The 26435-nt window shown below is 59.5% G+C and carries 19 protein-coding genes and 1 tRNA gene; 10 read left to right on the top strand and 10 right to left on the bottom strand.

Going from position 1 to position 26435, the window contains the following annotated elements:
* Window positions 1–552 precede the first annotated feature (552 nt).
* From WMO20_RS11415 to WMO20_RS11425, 3 genes are all read left to right on the top strand, one after another.
* A complete protein-coding gene (locus tag WMO20_RS11415; protein WP_349186915.1) occupies window positions 553–1329 on the top strand; it encodes a type III pantothenate kinase in 777 nt (258 codons plus the stop codon).
* 70 nt (window positions 1330–1399) lie between these two features.
* Window positions 1400–1476: transfer RNA gene (locus WMO20_RS11420), tRNA-Arg, on the top strand.
* Window positions 1477–1627: 151 nt separating this feature from the next.
* On the top strand, window positions 1628–2989 hold the full coding sequence (locus tag WMO20_RS11425) for an MATE family efflux transporter (protein WP_349186916.1): 1362 nt from the start codon (window positions 1628–1630) through the stop codon (window positions 2987–2989).
* A gap of 749 nt (window positions 2990–3738) precedes the next feature.
* On the opposite strand, the gene WMO20_RS11430 is transcribed toward WMO20_RS11425, so the two are convergent.
* Window positions 3739–5652, bottom strand: a complete 1914-nt coding sequence (locus WMO20_RS11430) for an FAD-dependent oxidoreductase (protein ID WP_112091497.1) — start codon at window positions 5650–5652, stop codon at window positions 3739–3741.
* A 226-nt stretch (window positions 5653–5878) separates the two neighbouring features.
* On the opposite strand from WMO20_RS11430, the gene WMO20_RS11435 reads away from it, so the two are divergent.
* Complete coding sequence (locus WMO20_RS11435) at window positions 5879–6796, top strand: LysR family transcriptional regulator (RefSeq protein ID WP_242983252.1); 918 nt, start codon at window positions 5879–5881, stop codon at window positions 6794–6796.
* 180 nt (window positions 6797–6976) lie between these two features.
* Here WMO20_RS11435 and WMO20_RS11440 read toward each other — a convergent pair whose 3' ends face one another.
* The 3 genes from WMO20_RS11440 to WMO20_RS11450 form a co-directional block, all read right to left on the bottom strand.
* Entirely contained in the window at window positions 6977–7993 is a 1017-nt protein-coding gene (locus WMO20_RS11440; RefSeq protein ID WP_349186917.1) for an ATPase P, read from the bottom strand.
* Window positions 7994–8149: 156 nt separating this feature from the next.
* Window positions 8150–9652 carry a carbon starvation CstA family protein gene (locus WMO20_RS11445; RefSeq protein ID WP_349186918.1) on the bottom strand — a complete coding sequence of 501 codons (1503 nt, stop codon included), beginning with the start codon at window positions 9650–9652 and terminating at the stop codon, window positions 8150–8152.
* Window positions 9653–10421: 769 nt separating this feature from the next.
* Window positions 10422–11357: a LysR family transcriptional regulator gene (locus WMO20_RS11450; RefSeq protein WP_349186919.1), complete on the bottom strand. Its 936-nt coding sequence runs from the start codon at window positions 11355–11357 to the stop codon at window positions 10422–10424.
* A 439-nt stretch (window positions 11358–11796) separates the two neighbouring features.
* On the opposite strand from WMO20_RS11450, the gene WMO20_RS11455 reads away from it, so the two are divergent.
* From WMO20_RS11455 to WMO20_RS11465, 3 genes are read left to right on the top strand one after another with little or no spacing between them, the layout of a single operon-like run.
* Window positions 11797–12009: a hypothetical protein gene (locus tag WMO20_RS11455; protein WP_112091492.1), complete on the top strand. Its 213-nt coding sequence runs from the start codon at window positions 11797–11799 to the stop codon at window positions 12007–12009.
* Window positions 12010–12020: 11 nt separating this feature from the next.
* Complete coding sequence (locus WMO20_RS11460; RefSeq protein WP_349186921.1) at window positions 12021–12560, top strand: histidine phosphatase family protein; 540 nt, start codon at window positions 12021–12023, stop codon at window positions 12558–12560.
* Between the two features lie 39 nt (window positions 12561–12599).
* The gene (locus WMO20_RS11465; protein WP_349186922.1) at window positions 12600–13949 is read left to right on the top strand and encodes an MATE family efflux transporter; all 1350 of its coding nucleotides are present in this window, start codon (window positions 12600–12602) and stop codon (window positions 13947–13949) included.
* Window positions 13950–14005: 56 nt separating this feature from the next.
* On the opposite strand, the gene WMO20_RS11470 is transcribed toward WMO20_RS11465, so the two are convergent.
* From WMO20_RS11470 to WMO20_RS11485, 4 genes are all read right to left on the bottom strand, one after another.
* The gene (locus tag WMO20_RS11470) at window positions 14006–17305 is read right to left on the bottom strand and encodes an ATP-binding protein (protein WP_349186923.1); all 3300 of its coding nucleotides are present in this window, start codon (window positions 17303–17305) and stop codon (window positions 14006–14008) included.
* A complete protein-coding gene (locus WMO20_RS11475; RefSeq protein ID WP_349186924.1) occupies window positions 17302–17910 on the bottom strand; it encodes a DUF4194 domain-containing protein in 609 nt (202 codons plus the stop codon). Before WMO20_RS11475 ends, WMO20_RS11470 begins: the two co-directional genes overlap by 4 nt.
* A complete protein-coding gene (locus WMO20_RS11480; RefSeq protein ID WP_349186925.1) occupies window positions 17897–19327 on the bottom strand; it encodes a Wadjet anti-phage system protein JetA family protein in 1431 nt (476 codons plus the stop codon). Before WMO20_RS11480 ends, WMO20_RS11475 begins: the two co-directional genes overlap by 14 nt.
* 309 nt (window positions 19328–19636) lie before the next feature.
* Window positions 19637–20308 (bottom strand): hypothetical protein, encoded by a 672-nt coding sequence (locus tag WMO20_RS11485; protein ID WP_112091487.1) that lies wholly within the window; start codon window positions 20306–20308, stop codon window positions 19637–19639.
* Between the two features lie 389 nt (window positions 20309–20697).
* Between WMO20_RS11485 and WMO20_RS11490 the strand changes: the two genes are divergently transcribed.
* Window positions 20698–21222, top strand: coding sequence for a hypothetical protein (locus WMO20_RS11490; protein WP_349186926.1), 525 nt, complete (start codon window positions 20698–20700; stop codon window positions 21220–21222).
* Between the two features lie 204 nt (window positions 21223–21426).
* On the opposite strand, the gene WMO20_RS11495 is transcribed toward WMO20_RS11490, so the two are convergent.
* Window positions 21427–21753, bottom strand: a complete 327-nt coding sequence (locus WMO20_RS11495) for an acylphosphatase (RefSeq protein WP_349186927.1) — start codon at window positions 21751–21753, stop codon at window positions 21427–21429.
* Between the two features lie 226 nt (window positions 21754–21979).
* Entirely contained in the window at window positions 21980–23635 is a 1656-nt protein-coding gene (locus WMO20_RS11500; protein ID WP_349186928.1) for a putative manganese-dependent inorganic diphosphatase, read from the bottom strand.
* A gap of 191 nt (window positions 23636–23826) precedes the next feature.
* On the opposite strand from WMO20_RS11500, the gene WMO20_RS11505 reads away from it, so the two are divergent.
* Window positions 23827–24609, top strand: a complete 783-nt coding sequence (locus WMO20_RS11505) for a hypothetical protein (RefSeq protein ID WP_112091483.1) — start codon at window positions 23827–23829, stop codon at window positions 24607–24609.
* Window positions 24610–24704: 95 nt separating this feature from the next.
* The gene (locus WMO20_RS11510) at window positions 24705–26063 is read left to right on the top strand and encodes an MATE family efflux transporter (RefSeq protein WP_154265623.1); all 1359 of its coding nucleotides are present in this window, start codon (window positions 24705–24707) and stop codon (window positions 26061–26063) included.
* Window positions 26064–26435 lie beyond the last annotated feature (372 nt).

Raw genomic sequence — 26435 nt, forward strand, 5'->3', positions numbered from 1 at the left:
AGCCTTGCGGCTGACGACTTGATTATTTTACCACAGAAGCGGTTTTTTGTCAAGCACTTTTTTGAGAAGCTTTTGAACTTTTCTGAACTTGGAGCGCTTCGTACATCTCAGTGTCAACTGGTGTTTTTCAGCGTCTATTGGTTCTTTTCAAGGGCTTCCTGCTGAGCTTTCAGAAGTCATTCTTTTGTCTCAGCGCTTGGCGCTCAAGTATAATACCACACCCCGGGGCGCTTGTCAACACTTTTTGACAAGTTTTTTCCAATTTCTTTGCGCGGGGGCTTAACTCCCTCAGTCAAAGCCTGACGGCTTTGCCAGCTCCCTCGGAGAGGGAGCCTCTGGCATAACCGGAAACTTTACGCTTACACCGGAAACTGTACTGTTATGCCAAGGGCCCCATCCTTGAGGGGGCTGGCATCGCGCAGCGATGACTGGGGGAGTTTTTCCGGCGGCGTCCTCTCCACACCCCCCCCACCAAAAGCCTTGCGTATCGGCGGCGGGTGCGCTATTATATATTATATACATTATAGAGCGCTGCGAAAGGAGCCCTGACCCATGATCCTCACCGTCAATATCGGCAACACCCACATCACCGTGGGCGGCTACGAACAAGATACCCTTATCTTCTGCGGGCGGCTGCACTCCGACCCCGCTGCCACGGTGGAGGAATACGCCATCCGGCTGGTGAATCTGTTACAGCTGTACGAGGCATCCCCGGCGCAGATCGAGGGCGGCATTCTGGGCAGTGTGGTGCCCATGCTCAGCGGGCGGGTGCTGGCGGCTTTACAGCTTTTATGCAAGGCGCGTATCCTGACCGTGGGACCGGGGCTGAAAAGTGGCATCAAACTGCGGCTGGACAACCCCGCGCAGCTGGGCGCAGAGCTGCTGTGCGGCGCGGTGGCGGCGCTGGCAGAGTGCCCCGGGCCGCTGGTGGTCATCTCGGCAGACACGGCCATCTCCCTGATGGCAGTGAACGCCAAGCAGGAGCTTGTGGGCGGCGTGATCCTGCCCGGGCCGCAGCTTTCCATGAATGCGCTGGTGCAAAAGACCGCGCAGCTGCCCCAGATCGACCCTGCAGCCCGCGCTTCGGACTCGGTGCTGGGCAAGAGCACCGCGGCCTGTTTACAGAATGGCTTTGTGCTGGGCACGGCCAGCCTGCTGGACGGTCTGGCCGACCGCTTCTGCGCCGAATTGGGTGCACAGACCGCCTTTTACGCCACCGGCGACCTGCCCCGCTCCATCCGGGAGGCCTGCCGCACCCCCATCCACTACCGCGAGACCCTGATCACCGACGGCCTGCACCGCATCTGGCTGCGAAACCGGAAGGGTTGACGATTTTCGTTTGCATTTTGCATTCTGATGTGTTATACTGTGTTGTACCCACCAAAGGGGTACGGCATTTGCGATCGTAGCTCAGCTGGATAGAGCGTTCGGCTCCGACCCGGAAGGCCAGAGGTTCGAATCCTCCCGGTCGCACCAAGGACTGCTGCACAGGTTTTGTGCAGCAGTCCTTTTTATTTATTTTATCGAATCCATCTTGCAAAAGCAGCACAGTGCCTTATAATAGAGGCTGTGCCCCGGTGTGCGCGGGTACGGTTTAGGAGTGTATAGGATAAAGGAAATAAAGAGTATGAGTTCTCAAACGAATACGCTGACGGAAGGCCCTCTGGCCAAGCAGATCTTTCTGGTCAGTCTGCCGCTGGCGCTTTCCAACCTGCTGCAGGTGCTGTTCAATATGTCGGACGTGGCGGTGGTGGGGCGCTTTGCCGGTTCCACGGCGCTGGGCGCTGTGGGCTCCACCAGCACGCTGGTGACCCTGTTCACCGGCTTTCTCATCGGTCTGAGCAACGGCATCAATGTGCTGGTGGCGCGTTTTTACGGCGCGCGCCATCCCAAGGACGTGGAAAAGACCGTCCACTCGGCGGCCATCATCAGCGCCATTGCCGGTGTGGCGTTGCTGCTCATCGGTCTGCTGGGCTCCCCCGCCATGCTGCGGCTGCTGAACACCAAGGAGGATCTGCTGCCCGGCGCGATCTTGTATCTGCGGGTGTATTTTCTGGGTATGCCGGCGCTGGCGCTGTACAACTTCGGCAACGCGGTGTTCAGCTCCATCGGCGACACCAAAAAGCCGCTGCTCTACCTTTCTATTGCCGGTGCGCTGAACATTCTGCTGAACCTGTTCTTTGTTATCGTGTGCGATCTGAGCGTGGTAGGCGTGGCGCTGGCCAGTGCCATCAGCCAATGCGTTTCGGCATTTCTGATCCTGCGGGCGCTGACCCGGGTGCAGGACTGCTACGCGCTGGACCCGCACAAATTGCAGCTGGACCCGGTGCAAGCCAAGAGCATCCTTGCGCTGGGTGTGCCCGCCGGGCTGCAGAACGCTATTTTTGCCATTGCCAACCTGTTCATTCAGGCGGGTGTCAACTCCTTTGACTCTTTGATGGTCAAGGGCAACAGCGCCGCCGCCAATGCAGACGGCCTGATTTATGATTGCATGGCGGCCTTCTACATGGCCTGCGCCAGCTTTATGAGCCAGAACTACGGCGCGGGACGGCCTGACCGGGTGAAGAAGAGCTACTTCATCAGTCTGGGCTACTCCTTCGGCGTGGGGCTTGTGCTGGGCGCGGCGCTGTTCTTCTGCGGGCCGGCCTTCTTAGCGCTGTTCACCACCGAAGCCGCCGTTATCGACGCCGGCATGAAGCGGGTGGCTGTGATGGCCTTTGCCTACTGCGTCTCCGCCTTTATGGACTGCACCATCGCCGCCTCCCGCGGGCTGGGCAAGACGGTGGTGCCCACCGTCATCGTGGTGCTGGGCTCCTGCGTGTTCCGGGTGATCTGGGTGTACACCATCTTTGCCCACTTCCACACCATCCCGGCGCTGTACCTGCTGTACCCGTGCAGCTGGATACTGACCGCGCTGGCAGAGATCGCCTATTTCGCCAAGTGCTACAAGCGTGCAATGGCCATCTTCCGCAAGCCCGCGGCGGTGTAAGAGAGCGATTTGGAATGCGCGCCGCGTGTGCTTTGCGCATATTCAGCGGAAGAATGATTTTTAATTTCGGGATACCGGAGCGTCTGCGGACGCTCCGGTATCCCTTTTTTCACGGGAGGGGACATAAAGGCAAACTGCATTTGCCGCGCTTGTTTCCTGCGGAAGCAGTCGCGCTGCGGGCAAGCTTTTTGTAGTTTTCAGCGGACTGAGCTGAAGCTCTTGATTGTATTGCCTGCAAAAATATGCTACAATAAAAACACCGCCCAAGGGCGGTGAACTGGTGCTGATTGCATAAAGGTGGTCTAGCTTCCTCCGGCAAGCTTCCGGGGGCTGTGAAACCTTATTGTTTTGTTCCCCCGGACGCAAACGCGAAAGGGGGGATGCTGCATGACGATGGACAACGTCTTTCAACTGTTCATCCTGATCGGAGGGACAGTCGGGGTCACGTTTACGATCTCATGGGCGATCTTTCAGGAGATCCACAACAATAAGAAATGACCGCCCCTGTCTACCAAACCGTGGCGGTCATTCTTATGATTAACTGAACCGGTTGGGAGCTGGCCATTGCAGTCAGCACCTTTTCCATTTCAAGTATACCCAGTTTCGGCAGGGATGTCAAGGGCACTTTGCACGACACTGTGTCGTTTCTGAACAGGGCGCAAACTCTCGCTCCTGCACGCAAAAGGGCTGCTGCACGGTTTGTGCAGCAGCCCTTTGTTTATGCTTTTGTCAGGGGATCAGAGCGCAGCTCAGATCTCCTTTTTCAGGGTCTCGCCCATGATGTAGCCGTAGGTCAGAGCGGCGTCGAAGCCCATGCCGTACTGCTTGGCGTCCTTCTCCTCGATGGAGCCGCAGACGTCGCCGGCAGCGTACAGGCCGGGGATGGCCTTCTTGTCCTCGGTCAGGACGTGGCAATCGGTGTCGATGGCCAGACCTGCGGTGGTCAGGTAGAAGGTGGGGTCAACACGGATGGCCCACAGACCGTCGCGGGTCTCGATGTAGGGGCAGTTGCGGCGGCCGAACTCATCGGGCTCGCCAGCCAGAGCGGCGGCGTTGTTTGCCTCGATGGCGTCTGCCAGATTGGGCAGGTTCAGCTCCTCGGAAGCCTTCTCCACGCTGTCGTAGTGCACAGCCTCGCCCTTCTCGAACATGGCAACGTAGCCGTTGAAGCCGTAGGACTCGCTGTCGCGCAGCTTGACGGCAGAGGACTCGTCGAACACATAGTAGAAGGTATCACCGTTGTCCTTGTTCAGCTTTGCCTTGGCCATGGTGTAGTGGTTATCGGAGACGATGTTGCCGATGTTGTCGCCCTTGATGTTGACCATGATGCCGGGGGCAGACTGGTGGATGAAGGCCAGCTCGAACTTGCTCTTGTAGCTGGACAGGAAGGCGGGCAGAGCGCGGTTTTCGCACTCCACATAGCCGCCGGCGTCGATACCCATCTGGATGCCCTCGCCGGTCATGCTGGAAGCGCAGTTGAAGAAGAAGTCGGCGTAGTCGGGGCTGTACTTCTTCAGCATTTCGGGGTTCTTGGCAAAGCCGCCGGAAGCAAGGCAGACAGCCTTGCCGCGCAGGGTGTAGCTTGCGCCGTTCTCGCCCTTGGCGTGGAAGCCCACAACACGGCCGCTCTCGTCCTTGATCAGGTCGGTGACGCTGGTGGAGTAGATGATCTTGCCCTTCTCGTACTTTTCCACGCGCTGTGCCATGAACATCATAGCGTAGCCTGCGCCGCCCTCGTAGCAGCCGGGTGCCAGATACGGGGTGGAAGCGCCGTACTGGGTAGCGCTTTCGTAGTTGCCCATGGTGTTGAAGCCGATGCCGATGCCTGCCATCCAGTCCACCAGATCGCCGGCGACGGTGTACTGCTTGGTCATGTAGGGCATTTCACCGTTGAAGAACTCGGTGCGGTGGTACTTCTCCATGGTCTGCCAGAAGTTCATCATGCCCTCCAGCGTGCCCATGGCGGAGCTGCGGAAGCTGCCGTCCACATCGTAGTTGTACTGCAGCTTGGAGCCTGCGGTGGCAACGCCGCCGTAGGTCATGGACATGGAGCCGCCGGGGATATCGCGCTTCTCCACCAGAATGACGCTGTAGCCGGCCTCCAGCAGGCGGCAGGCGCAGGTCAGACCGGAGGTGCCGGCACCCATGATGACGACATCGGCCTCTTCCTCGATGACCTCGTTGGAAGCTGCAATGGTGACTTCCTTGGAGAAGTCGTCCACGTTATAGCCGGCCAGCTCGATGGCCTCCTTCACAGCTGCCTTGACAGCCATGGAGGTGATGGAGGAGCCGCGCAGGTTGGGCACGTTGACGCTCTGGTGCTCGACGATGGCGGCAGGGATGCGGGAGCAGGCATAGTTGCCGATGCCGATGGTCTCCTCGTGAGACAGCACCTCACAGGCAGTGATCTTGCCGTCAAAGAAGGTGGTAGCTACGTGCACCCAGCTTTCGTGACCCATAGCCTTGGTGACGTACTTGCCGTCTACCGGGGAGGAGGGCTTGGTCACAGCGGAGGAAGCAGCAGAGGAAGCTGCGGAGGAAGCGGGAGCACTGGTGGTGCTGGAAGCGGAGTTGCCGCAGGCGGTCAGCAGACCGGCAGCAGCTGCGCCCATGGTGCCCACAGCGGCACCGCGCATAAAGTTGCGACGAGAGATCTTAGCCATAAGGTTCGCCTTTCTTTTTCTTTTCTCTTCTTTTTTGCGTTTTTCCTGTTCCTTCGTGCATTTTGAACATTGATACGATTATAGCAAAGTTTCGTTCCAGTGTGAAATACAAATTTGCATCCTCATTTATCAAATCTCTTTATAAATTACTTTCTCTTTACGGTCTGTCAGCAATCCTGTATAATAAAGATGACCATCTTTTTTACCCAAGGAGGCGCGCCGTTCTATGACGATTTACCAGTTGGAGTGCTTTATTGCCGTAGCGGAGGAGCTGAATTTCAGCGCCGCCGCCGAGCGGCTGTTCACCACCCAGCCCGCCATCACCTACCAGATCAACGCGCTGGAAAAGGAGACCGGGCTGCACCTGTTTGAGCGCACCACCCGCCGCACCAAGCTGACCGCCGCCGGGCAGTCCTTTTATCTGGACATGGTGCAGATGACCAGCTTTGGCAGGCAGGCGCTGAAAAAGGCGCAGGATATTCAGGAAGCCGACCGCTCCCGCCTGACGGTGGGTCTGCGGCAGCTGTTCGACTACGGCACTTTTTCCAGCATTCTTGCCGAGTTTCAGCACCAGTTCCCCAACGCCTGCGTGGACGTTGTGCCGCAGGACAACCGCCGCCCGCTGGAACAGCTGCGCTCCGGGCAGCTGGACATCGGCTTTTTCTACGCCACCGAGCACTCCCGCGACCGGGATATCTCCTTTACGCCCCTGTTCTCGCTGGGGTATCATGTGCTGATGAACCCCAACTCTCCCCTTGCCGACCGGCGGGCGCTGCATCTGGCCGACCTGAAAGGACAGAGCGTGGTATCCTCCGGTGCGTTCGACAACTTTCTGTCCGCCTGTCAGGGACCCTCGCTGGAGCAGCTGGCGCAGGTGGGGGTGGATTGCAGCAAGATCTCTCCCAGCTTTGAGGGCGCGCTGATCATGATCCAGATGGGTACTGCCATGTCCATCGTGCCCTGCCTGTCCACGGCGGTGATCCCGGGCATCGTCAAGGTGCCGCTGCTGGATTTTCCCCCGGTGACGGTGGAGATCGCCGCCATGCGCCACGCGCCCCGGCTGGAGGTGCAGTCCTTTATCGAGATTGCCAAGCAGAAGTACGCCCATCCCCACGACCCGCTGCTGATGGAGACGCTGATTTAAACCCCCTCAGGCGCTAATGCGCCAGATTCCCCCTTTTGTCACCTGCGGTGACATCTTCCCCCGGCGCGGGGAAAGTCGGCCCTCAAGGGGGCGCCTTTTGGTATAACGGAAAAGTTTCCCGTGAAAAAGCACAAAGCCGGACAGTCTACGGACTGTCCGGCTTTGTGTCATCACAAGGTTTTACTGATAATCGTGGTTGAGGAACAGGGCCTTGATGACCACCACCTCGTCGTATTCCTCCTGCTCCACCTGCACGTCCGCGTTCAGGCTCTTCAGGCGCGCCTTCACCGCATCCAGTGCTTCCGGCACGGTGACGGCGTTGCCTTCCTCGATAGCGTCCATCATCCGCTTGAGCACGATGGGGTGGGCGTACCAGCTTTTCACCGGGAAAGCCCCGTGGGGGTAGTGCTTCACATACTCTGCCATGGCGGCTTCCGCCTTGTCCGCACGCTTCATGATGGCATTGTTGTTATTGTGGGCGGTGGGCAGCATATTGTAGCTGGAAAACAGGAAGATGGCGGCAAAGCCGAACAGCGCAAAGTACACACCGTAGCTGCCGGTGTGGCTGAACACGGAATACAGACCGTAGACCGCAGCCGCAACACCCAGCACAAAGATGGCCAGCGCCACATAGCGGTACACCGGTTTGCTTTGCAGCTGCGCACGCTTGCGGCGCTGGGCAGCGCTCAGCTCCGCAGAAAGCTCCGGCTTTGCGTCCAGATACTCCTTTGCCCGGCGCAGCACGGTAAGGCTGTGCTGTGCGTCCTCGGAAAGCTCCGGCAGCTTGCGGGCGGCCTTTTCTGCAGCCTTTTTCTCCAGCGCCTGCTCTCCGGCGGCGCTCAGCAGATGCAGCTGCGGCTGCTCCTTGGCAAGCACTGCCAGCAGGGCATCCACGTCCCGCTCGTCCTTGAAGTTGCACTGCTTCTGCTTGCCGCCGTCGTACTCCACCACAAGATACGCCATGGAGGCAAACACGCCCTTGCCGGAAAAACCGCCGGAGCTCATAGCCACCCGCTTGAACACCCGGGTGATGCTGCCGTAAGGCAGATAATAGCGGCGGTCGATGTAAAAGCTGTTCAGGTACAGCGCCTTTTTGCCCACACCGCAGGGGCCGATCTTCCGGCAGGCTTTTTTGTCTGCCTCCAGCTCCTGCGGGTCAAGCTTTGCCATGCCCAGCTGTGCGGGTTTGAAAATCATGGGTAGTTCCCTTCTTTGCTTTAAATTCTACGCCCCTATTTTCCCACGGGACGGGGGCAATTGCAAGCCTTGATTTTTAAAAAACAGCGCCCGCCGCTGTACGGTCAGGCAGCGGCGGGCGCAGGTTACTTACGGAAATATGGAGCCGTCAGTTCCTTATGCCTTAGAAGCAGCGTGCTTCTTGGTAGCATGGAGGAACAGAGCCAGCATTGCGATGGCAAAGACGATGCCGATGGGGTAAGCAACGGCGGTGTTGTAAGCCACCAGCTTGCCGTCCGCATAGGTGTTGATCATCTTGCCCAGGCACTCGGGAGCCAGCACGAAGTAGGTGCAGGACACAGCGCTCATAAAGGTAGCAGGCACGGCGGTGATCCAGAAGTTCTTCTTCTCCTTGAACAGGTACATGGAAGCAGCCCACAGGACGATCATAGCCAGCGTCTGGTTGGTCCAGCTGAAGTAACGCCAGATGACGGTGTAGTTGATGAAGCCCAGTGCGTTGCCGATGCCAAGGAAAGCACCAACGCCCAGCACGGGGACACACAGCTTCAGGCGGTTTGCGTAGCTGTCCTGATCGATCTTGAGCCAGTCGGCCAGAGTCAGACGAGCGGAACGGAAGGCGGTATCACCGGAGGTGATGGGGCAGATAACGACACCGATCATAGCCAGTGCCACGCCAACCTTACCCATGGTCTTGAGGCAGACGTCGTAGATAGCGGCAGACTGACCGGCAGCCAGAGCCTCGGCCAGACCGACCATCTTGCCGTCGGTGATGGTGTACAGTGCGCAGCCGGCAGCAGCCCAGATCAGAGCGATGATGCCCTCGCTGACCATTGCACCGTAGAATACGAAGTGACCCTGCTTCTCACTCTTCATGCAGCGAGCCATCAAAGGCGACTGGGTGGAGTGGAAACCGGAGATAGCACCACAGGCAACGGTGATGAACATGAAGCTCCAGATAGGAGTGTTAGAGGGGTGCATATTGCTGAAGTTTGCCCAGATCTCGGGGATGGTGTAGGCGGGGTTGGTAAAGATACCAAAGATAACGCCCACAGCCATGATGATCAGGCAGATGCCGAACAGGGGGTAGATCTTACCGATGATGGCATCAATGGAGATAAAGGTTGCGATGAAGTAGTACACCAGAATGATGATCAGCCAGAACAGAGTGGTGGTCATCACACCGGACATACCGCCGTTCTTGCACAGGGTAACGATCAGACCTGCGGGGCCGACAGCGAACACGGTACCGACCATGATCAGCAGCACCACAGAGAACACACGCATGATGTTCTGCATCACGGGGCCCAGATAGCGGCCGGTGACCTCAGCGATGGAAGCGCCGTCGTTGCGCTCGCTCATCATGCCGGAGAAGTAGTCATGTACGCCGCCGGCAAAGATGGTGCCGAAGGTGATCCACAGGAACACCACGGGACCCCACAGAGCACCCTGCAGTGCACCAAAGATGGGGCCCAGACCTGCAATGTTCAGCAGCTGGACGAGGAACAGCTTCCACTGGGGCATCACAACGTAGTCAACGCCATCGTTGATGCGCACAGCAGGAGTTTCGCGGTCGTCCGGTCCGAACGTGTTGTCCACGATCTTACCATAGACAAAGTAGCCTACGATCAGGAGCGCCAGACACAGTAAGAAACTAATCATACCAGAAACCTCCTTTTGAATTTCAGCCGCCGACAGCTTATGCCATACTGCGGCTATGACCGATCTCTGGCTTCATGTTAACACCTTTTTCATAATTGTGTTAATATTTTTTAGGTATGGTTCCCATATCAAAAAGTATATGGCCGCTTATTTTATTTGTTTACGCAAGCTTTTATTTTGTGGCGATAGTACGTTTTAATTCGTCGTTCTGTTTCTCAAAAACTTCCTCCCGGGAACGGTCAAGCCCGCCCCCGCCAAACTTTGCGCCGCCTTTTTGTGCACTTTGCTTAATCGTTTGCGATTTTCTCCCCAAAACGTGGAATTTGGGACGAAAAGCACCCCCCGGCAGCGGGCTCGCCCTCTCCGTCATTGCTGACGCAATGCCACCTCTCCCAAAGGGAGAGGCTCTGGCGAAACCGCACACTTTGCAGTTCAACCGGAACCTATACCGCCATGCCAAGGGCTCTCCCTTTGGGAGAGCTGTCACCGAAGGTGACTGAGAGGGCGAGGGCGCTCCCCGCCGCGCGACTGTTTCCGCAGGAAACAAGCGCGGCAGCTGCCGTTTGCCTTTACGACCCCTCCCGTGAAAAAGGGGTACAGAAACGCCCGCAGGCGTTTCTGTACCCCAAAATTTATAGCAGTTTGCGTTTTTAATGCACAAGCAACATCCGCAAACTGCATATCGCAAATATGCCGTTTTAATAGGCACTATTTTTGAGAATTGCGATAAAATAATTCTTCCGCTGAATATGCACACACGGTGCGCATTTCAAATCTTCTTCCACCCGCTGTCCTTGGTGGTGGCATCCGCCTGCTTGTGCAGCAGCTGCACAAACAGCTGCTCCTCCGGCTGCAGGGGTTCCCGCTCCGGGTACACCAGCACGTCCCGCATCTGCTGCTTCTGTGCCGGGCAGCCGTGCAGCGCCAGATGGTACTGCTCCAGCGCGCGCTGCGGCATGGGAGACGACCACATATAGGCCGTGGGCAGATTCTGCAAAATGGAGAACTGGCTGCACCGCTCGTACACATGGATGCGGCGGTTGGGGTTCACCTCCCAGCGGGAAGCGGTGCTCTCGTCCTCGGGCAGATGGGTGTCGCCGTGCAGCACCTCGATGTAATCGTTCAGTTCGTCAAGGTTCTGCACCTGACGCCGCGCCAGCGGGCTGTCCTGACTGGTGAGCAGCAGATAGGAAAACTCCATGATGGGCTCCTGCCGCAGGCCGTGGCGCTGACAGTAGCGCAGGTAGTAGTCCTCGTCCTCGGCGGCATAGCGCAGCAGCGCCATGTGGTAGCCCTGCCGCAGCACAAAGTCCAAGGCTTCAATGGCACCACTCTCCCGGATATGTGCCCGCAGCTGCTCGCTGCGGGCTGCCTGCTGCAAAAAATCCACCGCCGCATAGGAAGCGTAGGTGGCATGGGTCAGCACCACCCGCAGCTCGGCGCAGCTGCGCTGCTGGTGCGCCTCCTGCTTCAGCTCATCCACCTGCTGCAGCACCCGCTGCGCCTGCGCGATGAACCGCTTGCCCTGCTCGGTGGGGATCATGCCCGTGGAGGAGCGCTCGAAAATGCGCACCCCGTATTCCTCTTCCAGATTTTTCAGCGCCTTGCTGACATTGGGCTGCGCCGCGTACAGCTGCTTTGCCGCCGCCGACACCGACCCCCATTTCATGATGGCTACCAGATACCGCAGTTCCGTAATATTCATGAACCCCTCCGCATGGTTTGCAGTCGTAATCGTATTGTAACAATTTCTCCGCGCCGCTGTCAAGCGGGGGAGTTTTTTTGCCCTCAGCCGCCGGGCGGCGGGACGATTTGACGATTTAGAATGCGCTCCGCTTCGCTCTGCGCATAATCAGCGGAATTTGATTTTTATATTTGTGTTCCAGAAACGCCTGCGGGCGTTTCTGGAACACTTTTTCACCAGAGGGGTCGTAAAGATGAACGGCAGCTGCTTACCGTTACGACCCCTCCCGTGAAAAGGCAATTCTGGAAAATCCGCAGATTTTCCAGAATTGCGAATTAAAAATAATTTTTCCGCTGAACATGGCCAAAGCGCACGCGGTGGCCATTTCAAATCGTTCCCCCTTGCACCAAAGCCCCCGGGTGCTATATAATAAGGAAAAACACAAAGGAGGGGCTGTACCATGCCGGAATACCGCGTGCTGCGCATTGACGAGCAGCTGTACGGCTGCGAGGAGCTGCCCGCCGGGCAGCCGGTGCTGTGCGATGTGACCCTGACCGATGCCGCCGGGGCTGCCCGCATCCTGCCCTACCCGGACAAAGAACTGACGCGTCTGGGCATCGACGAGGGGGACACCGTCTGTCTGCTGCCGGACGGCACCCTGCACAAGCTGTAAGGAGTAATTTTATGCATAATATCTATTTCACCCGCCACGGCGAGACGGTATGGAACGTAGAAAATAAGATCTGCGGCATGACCGACAGCCCGCTGACCGCCCGCGGGCAACAGCAGGCACGGCAGCTGGGTGAGCTTGTCCGGGACAGCGGCCTGCACATTGACGAAATTCTGTACTCTCCCCTCTCCCGCGCCGCCGACACCGCAAAAGCCATTGCCGCCGCTACCGGTCTGCCCGCCCGCTGCGAGCCCCGCTTGCGGGAGCAGTGCTTTGGCAAGTACGAGGGCACGCCCCGGGACGGTGCGGAGTTCCGCATTTCCAAGACTCACTTTGCCGACCGCTATGTGGGCGGCGAAAGCATGATGCAGCTGGCGCAGCGCATCTACAACCTGCTGGACGAATTGAAGGCGGACACCGGCAAGACCTACCTGCTGGTAGCGCACAACGGCATTGCCCGGGTGGTGCACTCCTATTTTTACGATATGACCAACGAGGAATACGCCGCTGCGGGCATCAAAAACTGCCAGCTGGTGGAGTACAGCTTCGGGTAAGGCTTTCCCTGCCCCCAACAACTATTGAAAGGAATGTTCATGTCTAAGCAACGCATCCAGCTTTCCGACCACTTTACCTATTCCCGCCTGCTGCGGTTCGTGCTGCCCTGCATCGGCACCATGCTGTTCACCTCCATCTACGGCATCGTGGACGGCCTGTGTGTTTCCAACTTTGTGGGCAAGACGGCCTTTGCGGCGGTCAACCTCATCATGCCGCTGCCGCAGCTGCTGGGCACTGTCGGCTTTATGCTGGGCACCGGCGGCAGCGCCATCGTTGGCATCACGCTGGGCGAGGGCGGCCCCAAAAAAGCCGACCGCTATTTTACCATGTTTCTGCTGGCAGCGCTCATCTCGGTCAGTGTGCTGGCCGTGCTGGGCATCCTGCTCCTGCGCCCGGTCGCCGAGCTGCTGGGCGCAAAGGGAGAACTGCTGGACTACGCCGTGCGCTACGGGCGCATCCTGATGCTGGCGCTGCCGCCCTTTGCGCTGCAAAATATGTTCCAAAGCTTTTTCGTCACCGCCGAAAAGCCGCTTTTGGGCTTCTGGTTCACCGTTGGTGCAGGCTGCACCAACATGGTGCTGGATGTTGTGATGGTGGGTATGCTGCACTGGGGCGTGGAGGGCGCTGCCGTTGCCACCCTCATCAGCCAATTGGTGGGCGGCGTGCTGCCGGTGTTCTACTTTATCGACCACGGCAATACCAGCCGCCTGCACCTGTGCAGAACACAGTTTTACGGCCGCGTGCTGTGGGATGCCTGTATCAACGGTTCTTCTGAGCTGATGACCAACCTTTCCATGTCGCTGGTCAATATCCTGTATAACTTCCAGCTGCTGCGGCTTGCCGGCGAAAACGGCGTGGCGGCTTACGGCGTTATCATGTACGCTGCCTTCCTGTTCGTGGCGGTGTTCGTGGGCTATGCCGTGGGCAGCGCGCCCATCGTCAGCTTCCATTACGGTGCCCGCAACCACGCCGAGGTGCATAACCTGTACCAAAAGAGTCTGCGCCTTATCGCCGTGGTAGCTGTGAGCATGACCGCCGTATCCATGGTGCTTATCCCCTTTGTGGCGCGTATCTTTGTGGGCTACGATACCCAGCTGCTGGCGCTGACAAACCGCGCCTTCCGGCTGTATGCGCTGAGCTTTCTCATCATGGGCTTCAACGTGTATGCGTCCTCCTTCTTCACCGCGCTGGGGGACGGCGTGACGAGTGCTCTCATCTCTTTTCTGCGCACCCTGCTGTTCCAGCTTGCCGCGCTGCTCCTGCTGCCCGCCCTGTGGGGCATTGACGGCGTGTGGCTGGCTGTCACCGCCGCCGAGCTTGCCGCGCTGGCGGTGACCGTGGCGATGTTCCTTACAAAGGATAAGACGTTCCATTACCGAAAGGCGTAAAACAAAAAAGAAGCACGCGGCTGCGTGCTTCTTTTTTGTTTATTCTGCTATGCACCTCATTCCGCTGCAACGCGGACAAAGGGCGCGATGGCGTTGGCATCGCCGTGGCGGACGATGGAGTAGGTGATATCGCAGTAGGGCTGGATGGCGGTGCTCTTTTCCACGGTGGAGATGAGCAGCACCTGCAATTGCAGGCGGCGGAACAGTTCCATCATGGGGCGGATGCGGTCGCTGGTCATTTTACTGAACGCCTCGTCCAGCAGCACCAGACGGATGCTGTTTTCGCTCTTCTGGTAGATTTGCAAAAGGCTTGCGCAGATGGCCACATAGAAGGGTGCCTGATTCTCGCCGCCGGAGGAATCGCGGCTGACGCGGGAAAGATACGCCTGCTGCCCGGTGACCTGATTGGTCACCTTGATATCGTAGTCCAGATAGGTGCGGTAGTCCACATAGTCCGAAAGGGTGACACCGGCAGCGGTGCGTCCCTCCTGTCGGGCGCGGGTGTTCTCGTCCACGTCTGCCATGATCTTTTCCATCAGCTCATCCACCTGACGCTCGTAGGCGGGGTCGGCGGTAGCGGCAAGGTTATCCAGAGAGTCGCCCTCGGTCATCTGCTGGTTGCCCTTATCCACGATGACCTGATAGAACGCCGCCAGCTGCGGGTCGCGGCTGGGTTCCAGCTCAAAGCGGTAGACTTCCTCGCCGTAGGTCAGCTGCTCCATGACCTTGTTCAGCTCCCGGAACTGCCGCCGGGCGTTGAAGATATCGTCCTTCATGCGGAACAGGATATCCTTGCGGAAGCGGTCCTTGCAGTCCCGCTGCGCCTGCTCCAGCCGGGCGGCGTAGCGCTCCAGGTCGATGCGCACAAGGCTCTCATGCTGGGCGCGGTACTGTTCCAGCCCGGCAAGCCCCAAGGGATAATCACAGACATAGCGCTGGTTGTAGGCTCTCTGCGCCGGTTCAAGGGTGCTGTTCAGGTAGACGGTCAGCGCATCGTCCAGCTTGGCCTGTGCCTTTTCGGCGGCCTGCGCGGCGGCGCGGGGGGATTTATCCGGCCCGGTCAGCGCCTGCTGACGGCTGCGGGAGAGAGGCTCCACCAGCGGGTGGGCGGCAAAGAAACTCTCTGCGGCCTGTGCGCTCTTTTCGGCGGTGTCCACCGCTTTTTGCTGCTCGGTCTCGCAGGAAGTGATCTGTTTTTCGCACACGCGCAGGTCGCCGCCGGTCTGTTCCACGGCGGTGCGGGCGACTTCCCATGCGGCTTCGCGCACCTCTTCCTCCTTGTACAACTGCTGCAGCAGGGGGTTCTCGCGGCACTCAGCCAGCTTTGCGGCCTGTTCCTCCACCGCCGCGCGGGCGGCGGTCAGGGCGGCGCGGGCGTCCCACAAAGCGGCAAGCTCTTCCAGCGTGGTGCCGCGCAAAAGGGTCTGGTACTGGCTGTATGCGGCTTTCAGGTTCTGCTCTGCCTGTGCGGCGGCGCGCACCTCCTCGGCAAGGGCGTTCATCTCCCCTGCCAGTGCCCCGGCGCGGGCGCGGCGGGCTTCCAAGCCGATATAGCGCTGCGGGGTGCGCAGACGCTCCAACCGGAAGGGATGGTGACGCAGAAGGTCCCGGGTGGCGCTGTCGGGGTAGTTTTCCAGCGTGTCGGGGGTGTCGCAGCAGACGATGCGGCGCAGGATGGTGTCGGCGTACTGCGCGGCCAGCGGGTTTTCGCTGGTGACCTGTGCCGCCAGACTGTCGGCGGGAGCAGTGTCGGCGCGGCGGTTGGCCTTGCGCAGACCCGGGGTGTCCAGCAGACTGATGGGGCCGACTTTCTCTTTCAGCGCCACAAAAGCGCTCTTTGCGGCGGCGTAGTGGGCGGGCGGCACAAGGATATCGAACCGGCGGTCGCCCAGACAGGCTTCCACGCAGTCCTGCCAGCTCTCGTCCTCCACGTTCAGCAGCTCGCAGAAGATGCGGGCATCCGGCTCCATGCCACGGCTTTTCAGCTCGGCATTCACGGCGTCCCGCACCCGGGTGGCGGCGTCGCCGTGGGGGTACACCCACTTGCCGCCGGACACGGCATCCAGCTCGGCGCGCTTTTCGGTCTGCTGCCGCTGCAGGGCGGCGGTGTGCTGCCGGGCGGCAAAATAGGCTTCTTCCAGCGGCTTTTCCTGTGCGGTCAGCCAGTCGGTCAGGGCGGGCAGGGTGTCGGGGGTCAGGTCTGCCAGCTTCTGCCCAGCGGCAAAGCCGCTGCGGCGCAGCACTGCCAGCAGGTTGCCGGTCTTTTCGGCGGCTTTTTCGGCGGTGTCGGCGCGGCGGGCGGCGGCATCTAATGCGGTCTGCCGGTGTGCCAGCTCCTCGCTGAGGGCATCCAGTGCGCGGCCCTCGCCGCTGGCACCGGCGGCGCTGTGGGCGGTCAGATAGGCGCGGCGGGCTTCCGCTTCGGCAGTTTTTGCCTCAGCGTAGCGGGTGCGCAGCGTTTCCTGCTGGCGGCGTCCGGCGTCCACCCGCTCCTGCCAGACAGCCTTTTCCCCGGCATCGGCAGCAGCCCGCGCCAGCAGGGCGGCGCCCCGGTTCACAAGGGCTTCGGTCTGTTTTTCGGTGGCTTCGCGGCCGAAACGGACGATCTCGTCCAGCGCATCGGCGCGGGTCTGGGCTTCCGCCAGAACAGCGTGCAGGTTTTCCAGCTCCAAGCGGTCACCCTGCAAGGCTTCCAAGTCCAGCTCCGGCTGGGGCAGGATGTACTGGTACAGAAACTCCCGGAAGTTCGGGATCTCGTCCATGCTGGTGCCCATCTGGAACACCTCGTTGAACTTTTTGCCCAGCGGGCTGGCTGCGCGTCCGATGCCCAGTGCGCGGCATATTCTGTCCCGCGCTTCGCTGGGGCTGCGGGTGTAGGAGAGCCGCCCTTCGGCGGGCTTGAAGTCCTCCTTGGCGCTGGGCGCACCGGTGCGCGGGTCGATAAAGGGCAGCTGTTCCAGCGTGATGCCGTCCTCGGAGATATACCACGTCTGGTCGCCGGGGTGCAGCTCCTGCATGGGGCCCTCGGACTCCACCCGCACCGCGATGACAAAGCTGGTGTGCTTTACGCTGTCCCAGAACTCCGCCCCGATATACGCCACGGTATGCCCCGGGCGGCGGTAGGCGTTTTCGCCGCGCTGCTTGGCGTGGACAGAGCCTTGCAGGGTGCGGCCGCTTTTCTTATTGCCCAGCGCATTGAAGTTGCGGTTCGTGGTCAGGCAGTAGCGGATGGCGTCCAGAATGGTGGTCTTGCCCACGGCGTTCACGCCGATCATATAGGTCAGGCGGGCGCAGTCGAAGGTGGTATTTTCAAAGTTGTGCCAGTTGATGAGTTTCAGGCGCTTGAGTTCGATCATGCTTCACCCTCCCCTGCTTCCATGTCTGCGCCCTCCGGGCGCTCGTACAGGCCAAGCTCGGTGCGGGTGCGGGCGCTCTCGGCGGCGGCATCCGCAAGGTCGGCATCCGGCAGCGCCAGCAGCACCGTGGGGAACACCTCAATGCGGCTGTCCAGCCCGGAGAGCCGTCCCACCGAACGCGCCAGATTGTACCGGCGCAGGGTGCGCATGAGCTTTTCCAGCGTTTGCTGATCCAGCTTGCGGGGCAGGTTCATCTTTTGCAGCTCTGCCTGCACCTCTTCTACGGTCACCAGCACCTCGTCCGCGCTGGCGGCAAGGCTTTCCCGCTTTTGCAGGTACAAAAGCCGCAGCACCAGCAGCAAAATGCTCTCGTACTTGAGCAGCCGTGCCTGACTGCCCTCGTGCTCGTTGACCAGCGCCGCCGCCTGCATGGGCGCGGGGTACAAAAGCACCGCGTAGCCCAAGGGTTTGAACACCGCGCGCACCTCGTTGAGGTGATCCTGAATATACAGATATTTTGCCCGCTGTTCCTCTACACAGCCCAGCACAAAGCAGTGGTTGAGCAGATAGTTTGCGGTCTCTTCCAGCAGATCAATGGTTGCCATCCGTGTTTACCTCCTTGCGGCGGGTCAGGACAAAATCCTGAAACCGGAAGCCGCCGCGCTCCACCCAGTTTCCGGTCAGGGTGATATCATACTCCCGGTGCGGCGACTGGGAATAGGTGTGCAGGCCGATGATGCCTGTAAAATCGTTCGGGTATTCCTCCACAAGGGTGGAAGCGTTCACCTGCCCGCGGGCAGCCAGCGCCTGCTGCGCCAGCAGTGCCACGTTTTCCTCGGTGACGGCAAGGCGGGCGTAATCCAGCAGCAGCTGCTGCTCCTGCCGCAGCCGGTCGGGGTCAAGAGGTTCGGTGCGCACCGGGGCAAGGGGCGCTTCGGTGCGGGGCGCGGCGGGGGGATACAGCGGCTTTGCGCCGAACACTGCCGCCGGGTACAGGTGCAGCCGCGCTGCCACCGGGCCGTCGTCCGGCTCGAACAGCTGCTCCGGGCTGCGGATGTCCTCCGCATAGCGGCGCAGCAGGGCGGTGACGCTGCCCTGCGCCGAGCGGTCGCTCAGCAGCAAAAACTGTGCCCGCTGCACCGCCCGCTTGCGGTAGCGGATATGGCTGGCGTCGATCTCCTTCATCAGGGTGCTCATCTCTTCCAGCGCGTCCCGCTGCTGCTGGATGAGGGCACGCACCCGGGGTGCAGCTTCGCCGGGGGCGCAGCGCTCCACCCGGGCGTAATCCAGCGCTAAGCGCGGCAGCTGGTTCTGCTCGCAGTCGTCCAGCTCTTCTTCCAGATAAGCGCGGTAATTGAACAGGTTATCGCTGGTTTTAAAGCGATGGTACGCCGCCGCCACCACCTTTTCCTCGTACTGATCGAACAGTTCCAGCACCTCCTGCGGGGTGCGGTTATGGGTCAGGCGGTCGATGTAATGCCCGATGGAAGCGTTGAGGGCGCGCAGAGACTTGTTCAAAGTCTCAAGGTCTGCCGCCACCTCCCGCAGCACGTTCTCGTAGGGGCTTTTTTCCTGCCCGATGCTGCCCAGCAGCTGCCACGCCTTATACAGCTTGCCGGTGTAGGTGACCACCCGGGGGTTCAGGATCTCTTCCAGCGCATCCAGCAGCGGGGTGACCTCCGGCATAAAGGCAAGGGTGGGCTCGCTCTCATAACTGCCGGGCTGCTCTTCCAGCCAGCCGGTGCGGCGCAGACGCAGCAGAAAGCCCACCGCCAGCGTGTGGGGGTCGCGGGTAGGCTGCTCCTCCTCATCGCCCGCGCCGTCGGCGTCCAGCGCCAGCGGCTTTGCCAGCGCGGCAAAATAATCCTCGGCACGGGAGACGGCTTCGGCGCGGGAAATGCTGTAATCTGCCGTATGGCGGCACTCTTCCCAGAGCAGCAGCAAAAGCTCTGCATAAAACGCCCGGTTGGGCCCCGCCAGCGGGCGGAACAGCCGTGGGCTGACCAGTTCAAACAGCTGCATGGAAACGTCCTTTCTGTCTTGGTTCGATACCCTTTTATTGTACCACAGCAGGCGGGGTTTGTCACAAAAAGGCGCAAAAAAGCCCGCCGGGCAGGGCGGGACGATTTGGAATGCGCGCCGGGAGGAACCCCTTCCGTCATCGCCTACGGCGATGCCACCTTCCCCAAGGGGACGGCTTTAGGCGTTGCCGCAAAGTTTCCCACCACCACGAAAGGCGTCCCCTTGGGGGAGCTGGCGAGCGCAGCGAGACTGAGGGGGTATTTTGCACGCAAAAAAGCCCGCCGGGCAGGCGGGCTTTGGGAGCGTATTTCACCCCAGCACTTTGAGGGGAGAATTTTCCACCCATAGGGTATCGTCCAGCAGGCGGGTGACCGCAAGGCGGCCATTGGCGGTGACCCGGGCGGGGTCGAGGGCGTAGAAATCGCTCTCGGTCAGGTTTTCCGGGTCGGCGGTGGGCGAGATGCCCGCCACGCACACCCAGTGGCCGTAGGTGCTGCTGGTGGCAATGTGGGGGTAGTTCACCGCGTCCCAGCCGGAGGAGGTCAGGTGGTATTCATAAGTAGAGGTGCGGTTTGCGTGGCGCTTTACCCCGCTGACCGTAGTATTTTTCAGGTGCACGATCACCGGACGCCCGGCGGCAAGCTCGTTGTACAGCTTTTTCAGGCACTCGGCGCGGGTGCCGGCGTACCCCGTGTAGCCCGCAGCGGACCACACCGCACCGTTTGACCACATCCCGCTGCCGGAGCAGACCTTGCCGTCCAGAATGGTGCGGGCGTAGCGCAGTGCGTACAAGCTGCACTTGCCGGAGGTCTGGTTGCCGATGGAAAGGATGTGGCTGGTGTCAAAGCTGAGCAGCCGGATGCCGTTTTTCTCCTTCAGCTCAGCGGCGTGGGCACGGGGCAAAAAGGCACACAGCAGCAAAACCAGCGCCAGAACTGCCGCCGCCAGCCGCTGTGCCGCGCGGGCGGGACAGTGTTGCATGGGTACTTCCTCCGAGTTCGTTTCAATCTGGACATGATTTTACCACTAAAACGTGGTGAAAATGTGTAAAAAGGCAAAATAGAGGTTTGACACAACATATGTCCAAATTTAAGTATTTCCGTGCCCGGCAAAGCCACGCCGCCGGGGCGGGGACAAGGGCGTTTGAAAAGTTGTCGACAAAATCAGCCTGAAAATATACCAGAACTGCAACAAACCCGACCTGTTTTCATCCTTTTTCACGAAACTGTTTCAGGAAGTTTAGCTATATTTCCGATTGACAAAACCGTCACCGGTCGGATATAATCAGGGCAGAAAGACGACAACGGTTGCGCAAAGTCTTTCCGAAAAAAGAAACATAACCACAAAAAGCTGATTGGAGGGATACCCTTATGAAGAAACTTTCAAAGATCGTCGCTCTGCTGCTTGCAGGCGCAATGGCCATGCTGATGTTTACTGCCTGTTCCGGCGGTGGCGGCAGCGCAGACACACAGAAGGAAGAAGCGATCCGGAAGCAGCTCGGTACAAAGACCGAAGCTGTAAAGCTGTGCGATAACGATGGCAAGGTCAAGAATGACAGCAAGCTCTACAAAGAAACTGCAGAACTGCTGGATGCTCGAATCAAGGCTGAAACCAGTGCATTTGGCATTCTCCTTGTTGATTTTGATGTCAAGGGCGTCAATCCTGCAGAGCAGTATGTGACTGTTACCCTGTCGGCAGACTATAAGACTGCAGGTCTCGTGGCCGGCTTTGTCAATTTGATTACTGAGAAGCTTGGCAAAATCGATGCTACCAACAGCAACGTGAAGCTCGACACCGAGTGGGCAAAGGCTGCTGTCGTTGTCAGAACCAATGAAAAGGGCAGCTATGCTGCAATCGCAATTCAGGTCAAGAACCTCAACTACCCCAAGACCTGATAATATCAACATCTTTCCCCGGAGAGCAATCGCCCTCCGGGGCTTTTTGCGCCTTGTACCCGCTCAGTCACGCCCTTTGGTCGCCCCTCCCCGTGAAAAGGCAATGCCGGAAGATCCACAGATCTTCCGGCATTGCAAATTTAGAATAATTTTTCCGCTGCTTATGCGCACAGCACACGCGGCGCGCATTTCAAATCGTCTTTTTTAATACCCCTTTACCGAGAACCCGCGCTCCCACGGGTCGGGCGGGATGTCCTTTTGGCGGATGCCGGTGATCTGGATATAGTCGCTTTTCTGGATCATGGCGAACAGGGTGAGAAATTTGTCCGGGTCGCCCTGCACTTCCAGCGTCACGCTGCCGTCATCCTCGTTCTGCACCCAGCCGGTCAGGCCGAGGGTCTGTGCGGCGTACCGCGCACGGTAGCGGAAGCCTACCCCCTGCACCTGCCCGGTGATGATGTAGCGCCGCCGCTCCGTGCCTTGTGGCAGTGCGGGCGGGGTGCGGTCCTTTTTGTTTAAAAAGTCGAACATAGCATTTAAACCTTTACCGGGCTCGCCCTCTCCGTCATTGCTCCGCAATGCCACCTCTCCCAGAGTGAGAGGCTTTGGCAGTCCATGCAACGTTTGCGGTTTTGCCAAGGGCTCCCCCTTTGAGGAAAGACTTCCCCCGCACCGGGGGAAGATGTTGCGTAAGCGACAAAAAGGGGAATCTGTCGAGCAAAGCGAGACTGAGAGGGCGAGGAAGCTTTCCTTTCCCTCAAAGCTCCTGATAAGCGGTCATCAGGGCGGGGATGAACTGCTTTTTGCGGCTCACCACGCCCGGCAGCGTCCAGCTGGCATCGGCGGCGGGCTGGGTCTCAAAGCCGTCGGACAGCACCTCGGCGGCGTAGCGTCCGTTGCAGATGACCACGCTCTCCTCCTTGGGCACGTCGGTCAGCAGCATATAGATATCTTCCACGTTCTGCTTGTTGCGTGCTTCCTCGAGATACGGCTTCAGCAGCGCCTCGGCGGCGGTCAGGTTCTTACGGGTCATATAGCTGCCCTGCGCCACGCCAAAGCGGATATCGCCGCACATGAACACCTTGAAGTCCTGCAAAAAGACCTCTTCGGCGGTCTTGCCGTCCAGCTTTTCGCCGGCTTCAAACATTTCGTTGGCAAACTCGTTGATGTCCACCCCGGCAATTTTCGCCAGACGGTTGGCGGCGTTCACGTCGATGGGGGTGCAGGTGGGGCTGCGGAATACCAGCGTATCCGACAGGATGGCGGCCAGCAGCAGACCAGCTGTCTTTTGCGGGATGGTCACGCCGTTTTCATCGTACATCTGGGTGACGATGGTGGCGGTGCAGCCCACCGGCTGGTTGCGGAAGTACACCGGGCCGCTGGTCTCCAGACTGCCGATGCGGTGGTGGTCGATGATCTCCAGGATCTCGGCCTGATCAAAACCCTCCACCGCCTGTGTGGCTTCGTTGTGGTCCACCAGAATGATGCGGCGCTTGCGCAGGTTGATGATGTTGCGGCGGCTGATCATGCCGCAGTACTTACCGTCTGCGTCCAGAATGGGGAAATACCGGTGGCGCACCTTTGCCATCACGCGGGTGACGTCTGCCACCGGGCTGACGAGGGTGAATTTAATGATATTGTCCCGGGTCATGTAATAGGAGATGGGTGCACACTGACTGATGAGCTTTGCCGCCGCATAGGTATCGCAGGGGGCGCTCATGATGGCTACGCCGGTCTCGGCGGCAATATGCTGGATGGTGCGGCCTACCTTTGCGCCGTTGCAGATGATGATGAGAGAAGCTTCCTTCTCGATGGCGCAGAGCTGGCTTTCGTAGCGGTTGGTCAGGATGACGATATCGCCCTTTTCCATGCTGCTTTCCAGCATTTCTGGGGTGGCGGTGCCAATGCGGATGTGACCGGTGGTGCACACTGCGTCCTCGCTGCCCACCACCATGGTAGCGCCCAGCGTTTCCAGAATATTGCGGTAGCTGGTGCGGCTCTTGGCAAGGATGCCGGTGTCGAACAGGTCCATGTTGGCGGTGGCGATATCCTTCACCGTGATGACGCCCTGCAGTTCGTCCTCCTCGCTGGTCACGGCAAGGGTGTCGATCTTCTGGTCGCGCATGATCTCCCACGCCTTGCGCAGGCTGGTAGAGCCGGGGATGCCGGGGATCTGCCGGTAATCCACGTCCCGAATTTTAGGGTTGACATCGGTGCACATCCGGGGCGGCGTGACCCCGAACTTTTTCAGCACGAATTCTGTTTCCTGATTCATCTTGCCCGCACGCCGGGCTTCACAGACCAGATCACTGGTCTTGTTTTTCAGCTCTGCATAGGCAATGGCAGAGCAGATGGAGTCGGTGTCCGGGTTGCGGTGCCCGATGACAACGACCTTGTGCGCAGTTTGCTGCATAGTTTACCCCCTTATGGGTCTTTACCTTCTTATCATTCACCAAAACAGCGCCCCTCTACTGCACAGCGGGGCGGGCTGCAACCTTATTTTAACACAACTGCGTCCGGGGGTAAAGGGCAACAAACGGCTTGACCTGACCGAGAGAATGCTTTAAGCTTATAGAAAATATTGCTGATACGGAGGAATCCCCCATGAAAAAGCTTTCCCGCCTGCTGCTTGTCCTCGGCCTTGCGCTGTGCATAAGCCTTACCGCCTATGCCGAGGATGCGCCCGCTGCCCAGCCCACAGCCAAGGAGCCCCGCACCCTGACCGCCCGCACCGGCACCGAGACCTCGCTGTGGAACGCTTACGCCTTCCTTGCCCAGCACGGCACAGCCTACCGCTTTGCCCCCTGCGCGGTGCAGACCCCGGCAGACGCCGCCGGTACCGCCCCTGCCGAGGATGCCGTGGCGGTGCTGCGGCTCTACACCACCTATGTGGAAAAGGATACGCCCGTCAACATTGACGGTCATGTGTTTCTTGCGGTGACCAACAACACTGACGCCGACCTTGCGGTGGGCGGGCTTTCCATTGCGCCGGGCACCAGCATTACCATGGGCACCCGGGGCAACAACCGGGAGCACGCCGGGCTGTGGTACAACGTCGAAAGCTATAATACGCACTATCTCCCGGATTTTTATGTCAACCTGACCTGTCTGCAGCTGTCCATGAACGCGGAGCAGCTGGCAGCTGTGAACGCCGCCCTTGCCAAGGCGGACAAGTGGTCGGCATGGCACAACTGCGCCGCCTTTGGCGCGGCGGTGTGGAACACCGTGTGCACCGACAAGGTAGACCCCGGCACTCCGCCTACCCCGGCAAGCCTTGCCGCCAGTGTGCGCAGCTGCACCGGCAAGTGGAATGCTGACCCGGCAGTGCCCTTTGACTACGTTGTTTACTACGGCTACCCTGCCGTGCCCAGCAAAGAATTTGCCTGAGCAGGGAAATTCTTGTATACATCACTTGCATTTCGACCGCATCCGCTGTATGATAGAGGTATTCGAGCTTTTTTTCATTTGCAACGGAGGACAGCATGAAATCGTCCAAATTCACATCCACTCCCCTGTTTCCACGGCAGGCGCTGGTGGCGCTGCTGCTGCCGCTGATCGCGGAGCAGGCATTAAGCGTGACCATTGGTCTGGCAGATACTTTGATGGTATCCTCGGTGGGCGAAGCCGCTGTGTCCGGCGTGAGCCTTGTGGACAGCTTCAACACCCTGATGATCCAGATCATGAGCGCACTGGCCACCGGCGGTGCGGTGGTCACCAGCCAGTACATCGGCCATCAGGAGCCAAAAAACGCCAAGGCGGCGGCGGCACAGATTTTATTCGTGCTGTCCAGCTTCAGTGTGCTGGTGGCGGCGGTGGTCATCGGCGGGCGGCACGCCATCCTGCGGGGCATCTTCGGCTCCATTGATGCGGACGTGATGCACTACGCCGAGACCTACTTTCTGCTTTCGGCGCTGAGCTACCCCTTCATCGGCCTGTACAACGCCGGTGCGGCGCTGTTCCGGGCGCAGGGCAACAGCAAGATCAGTATGCTGTCCAGCTTGGTGATGAACGTGGTGAACATCGGCGGCAACGCGGTGCTGATCTACGGCTTCGGCATGGGGGTCATGGGCGCGGCGCTGGCAAGCCTTGTGTCCCGCGCCATTGCCTGCGCGGTGGTGCTGTATCTGCTGCAAAAGCCGGACTGCGCCCTGCGGGTGGACAGCCTGCGGGCGATGGCACCGAACGGCGGGCTGATCCGGCGCATCCTGCGGGTGGGCATCCCTGCCGGCATCGAGAACGGGATGTTCCAGATCGGCAAGCTGTCGGTCTCCAGCCTGACCTCCACCCTTGGCACGGCAGCCATTGCCGCAAATGCGGTGGCAAATACCACCACCACCTTTTTGAACATCCCCGCCAACGCCGTAGGCATGGCTGCCCTGACCGTGGTAGGCCAGTGTCTGGGCGCAGGCGAAAAGGAACAGGCGGTGTACTACTCCCGCCGCCTGATGCTGACCGCCTACTGCGGCGCGTGGGTGATGAACCTGTCGGCGTTCTTCTTCGCCAACCGGTTCGCGGTGTCTCTATTCAACCTCTCGCCGGAGGCACAGGCCATGGCGCTGGACATCATGGTGTGGTTCAACATCGTTTCCCTGTTCGTGTGGCCGTCCAGCTTTACCCTGCCCAACATCCTGCGCGCCGCCGGTGACGCCCGCTTTACCATGACCGTGAGCATCGTGTCCATGTGGACGTTCCGGGTGGGCTTCTGCTATCTGGCAGTGCTGTGCTTCGGCGGCGGGCTGCTGAGCATCTGGATGGGTATGTATCTGGACTGGGTGTTCCGCTCGCTGTGCTTCTATCTGCGCTTCCGCCGCGGCAGCTGGCTGGAGCAGAGTGTGATATAAGCTCCATGAAATTGCCAGCGGGCTCGCCCTCTCCGTCTGCTCCCGCTGGTCGCATCCACCTCTCCCAAAGGGAGAGGCCTTGGCAAAGAGATGAACTTTGCGTGGACTGCCAAGGGCTCCCACTTTGGGGGAGCTGGCATCGCGTAGCGATGACTGAGAGGGCGAGGACGCTGCCCGTATGCCATAAGTTTTTGACATCCACCCCTTTCCCGGTCTGTGAAAGACCGGCGAAGGGGTGGATTTTTCTTTTTGCAGGAAACCGCCGCTCTGATTCGTATTATCAACAGAAGATTGCTGGTATTTTTTACAGGTTTCACAAATTATTTTTTCAGCACTTGACAAAGTTTTCACCTTTCGTTCTTGCAATCTTCA

The sequence above is a fragment of the Faecalibacterium intestinale genome, assembly GCF_040096575.1.
Lineage (GTDB): Bacteria > Bacillota > Clostridia > Oscillospirales > Ruminococcaceae > Faecalibacterium > Faecalibacterium intestinale.

Excerpts from the sequence above, each read along its gene's own strand:
- WMO20_RS11415 (WP_349186915.1), top strand. The coding sequence starts at position 553 with ATGATCCTCACCGTCAATATCGGCAACACCCACATCACCGTGGGCGGC.
- WMO20_RS11425 (WP_349186916.1), top strand. The coding sequence starts at position 1,628 with ATGAGTTCTCAAACGAATACGCTGACGGAAGGCCCTCTGGCCAAGCAG.
- WMO20_RS11430 (WP_112091497.1), bottom strand. The coding sequence starts at position 5,652 with ATGGCTAAGATCTCTCGTCGCAACTTTATGCGCGGTGCCGCTGTGGGC.
- WMO20_RS11435 (WP_242983252.1), top strand. The coding sequence starts at position 5,879 with ATGACGATTTACCAGTTGGAGTGCTTTATTGCCGTAGCGGAGGAGCTG.
- WMO20_RS11440 (WP_349186917.1), bottom strand. The coding sequence starts at position 7,993 with ATGATTTTCAAACCCGCACAGCTGGGCATGGCAAAGCTTGACCCGCAG.
- WMO20_RS11445 (WP_349186918.1), bottom strand. The coding sequence starts at position 9,652 with ATGATTAGTTTCTTACTGTGTCTGGCGCTCCTGATCGTAGGCTACTTT.
- WMO20_RS11450 (WP_349186919.1), bottom strand. The coding sequence starts at position 11,357 with ATGAATATTACGGAACTGCGGTATCTGGTAGCCATCATGAAATGGGGG.
- WMO20_RS11455 (WP_112091492.1), top strand. The coding sequence starts at position 11,797 with ATGCCGGAATACCGCGTGCTGCGCATTGACGAGCAGCTGTACGGCTGC.
- WMO20_RS11460 (WP_349186921.1), top strand. The coding sequence starts at position 12,021 with ATGCATAATATCTATTTCACCCGCCACGGCGAGACGGTATGGAACGTA.
- WMO20_RS11465 (WP_349186922.1), top strand. The coding sequence starts at position 12,600 with ATGTCTAAGCAACGCATCCAGCTTTCCGACCACTTTACCTATTCCCGC.
- WMO20_RS11470 (WP_349186923.1), bottom strand. The coding sequence starts at position 17,305 with ATGATCGAACTCAAGCGCCTGAAACTCATCAACTGGCACAACTTTGAA.
- WMO20_RS11475 (WP_349186924.1), bottom strand. The coding sequence starts at position 17,910 with ATGGCAACCATTGATCTGCTGGAAGAGACCGCAAACTATCTGCTCAAC.
- WMO20_RS11480 (WP_349186925.1), bottom strand. The coding sequence starts at position 19,327 with ATGCAGCTGTTTGAACTGGTCAGCCCACGGCTGTTCCGCCCGCTGGCG.
- WMO20_RS11485 (WP_112091487.1), bottom strand. The coding sequence starts at position 20,308 with ATGCAACACTGTCCCGCCCGCGCGGCACAGCGGCTGGCGGCGGCAGTT.
- WMO20_RS11490 (WP_349186926.1), top strand. The coding sequence starts at position 20,698 with ATGAAGAAACTTTCAAAGATCGTCGCTCTGCTGCTTGCAGGCGCAATG.
- WMO20_RS11495 (WP_349186927.1), bottom strand. The coding sequence starts at position 21,753 with ATGTTCGACTTTTTAAACAAAAAGGACCGCACCCCGCCCGCACTGCCA.
- WMO20_RS11500 (WP_349186928.1), bottom strand. The coding sequence starts at position 23,635 with ATGCAGCAAACTGCGCACAAGGTCGTTGTCATCGGGCACCGCAACCCG.
- WMO20_RS11505 (WP_112091483.1), top strand. The coding sequence starts at position 23,827 with ATGAAAAAGCTTTCCCGCCTGCTGCTTGTCCTCGGCCTTGCGCTGTGC.
- WMO20_RS11510 (WP_154265623.1), top strand. The coding sequence starts at position 24,705 with ATGAAATCGTCCAAATTCACATCCACTCCCCTGTTTCCACGGCAGGCG.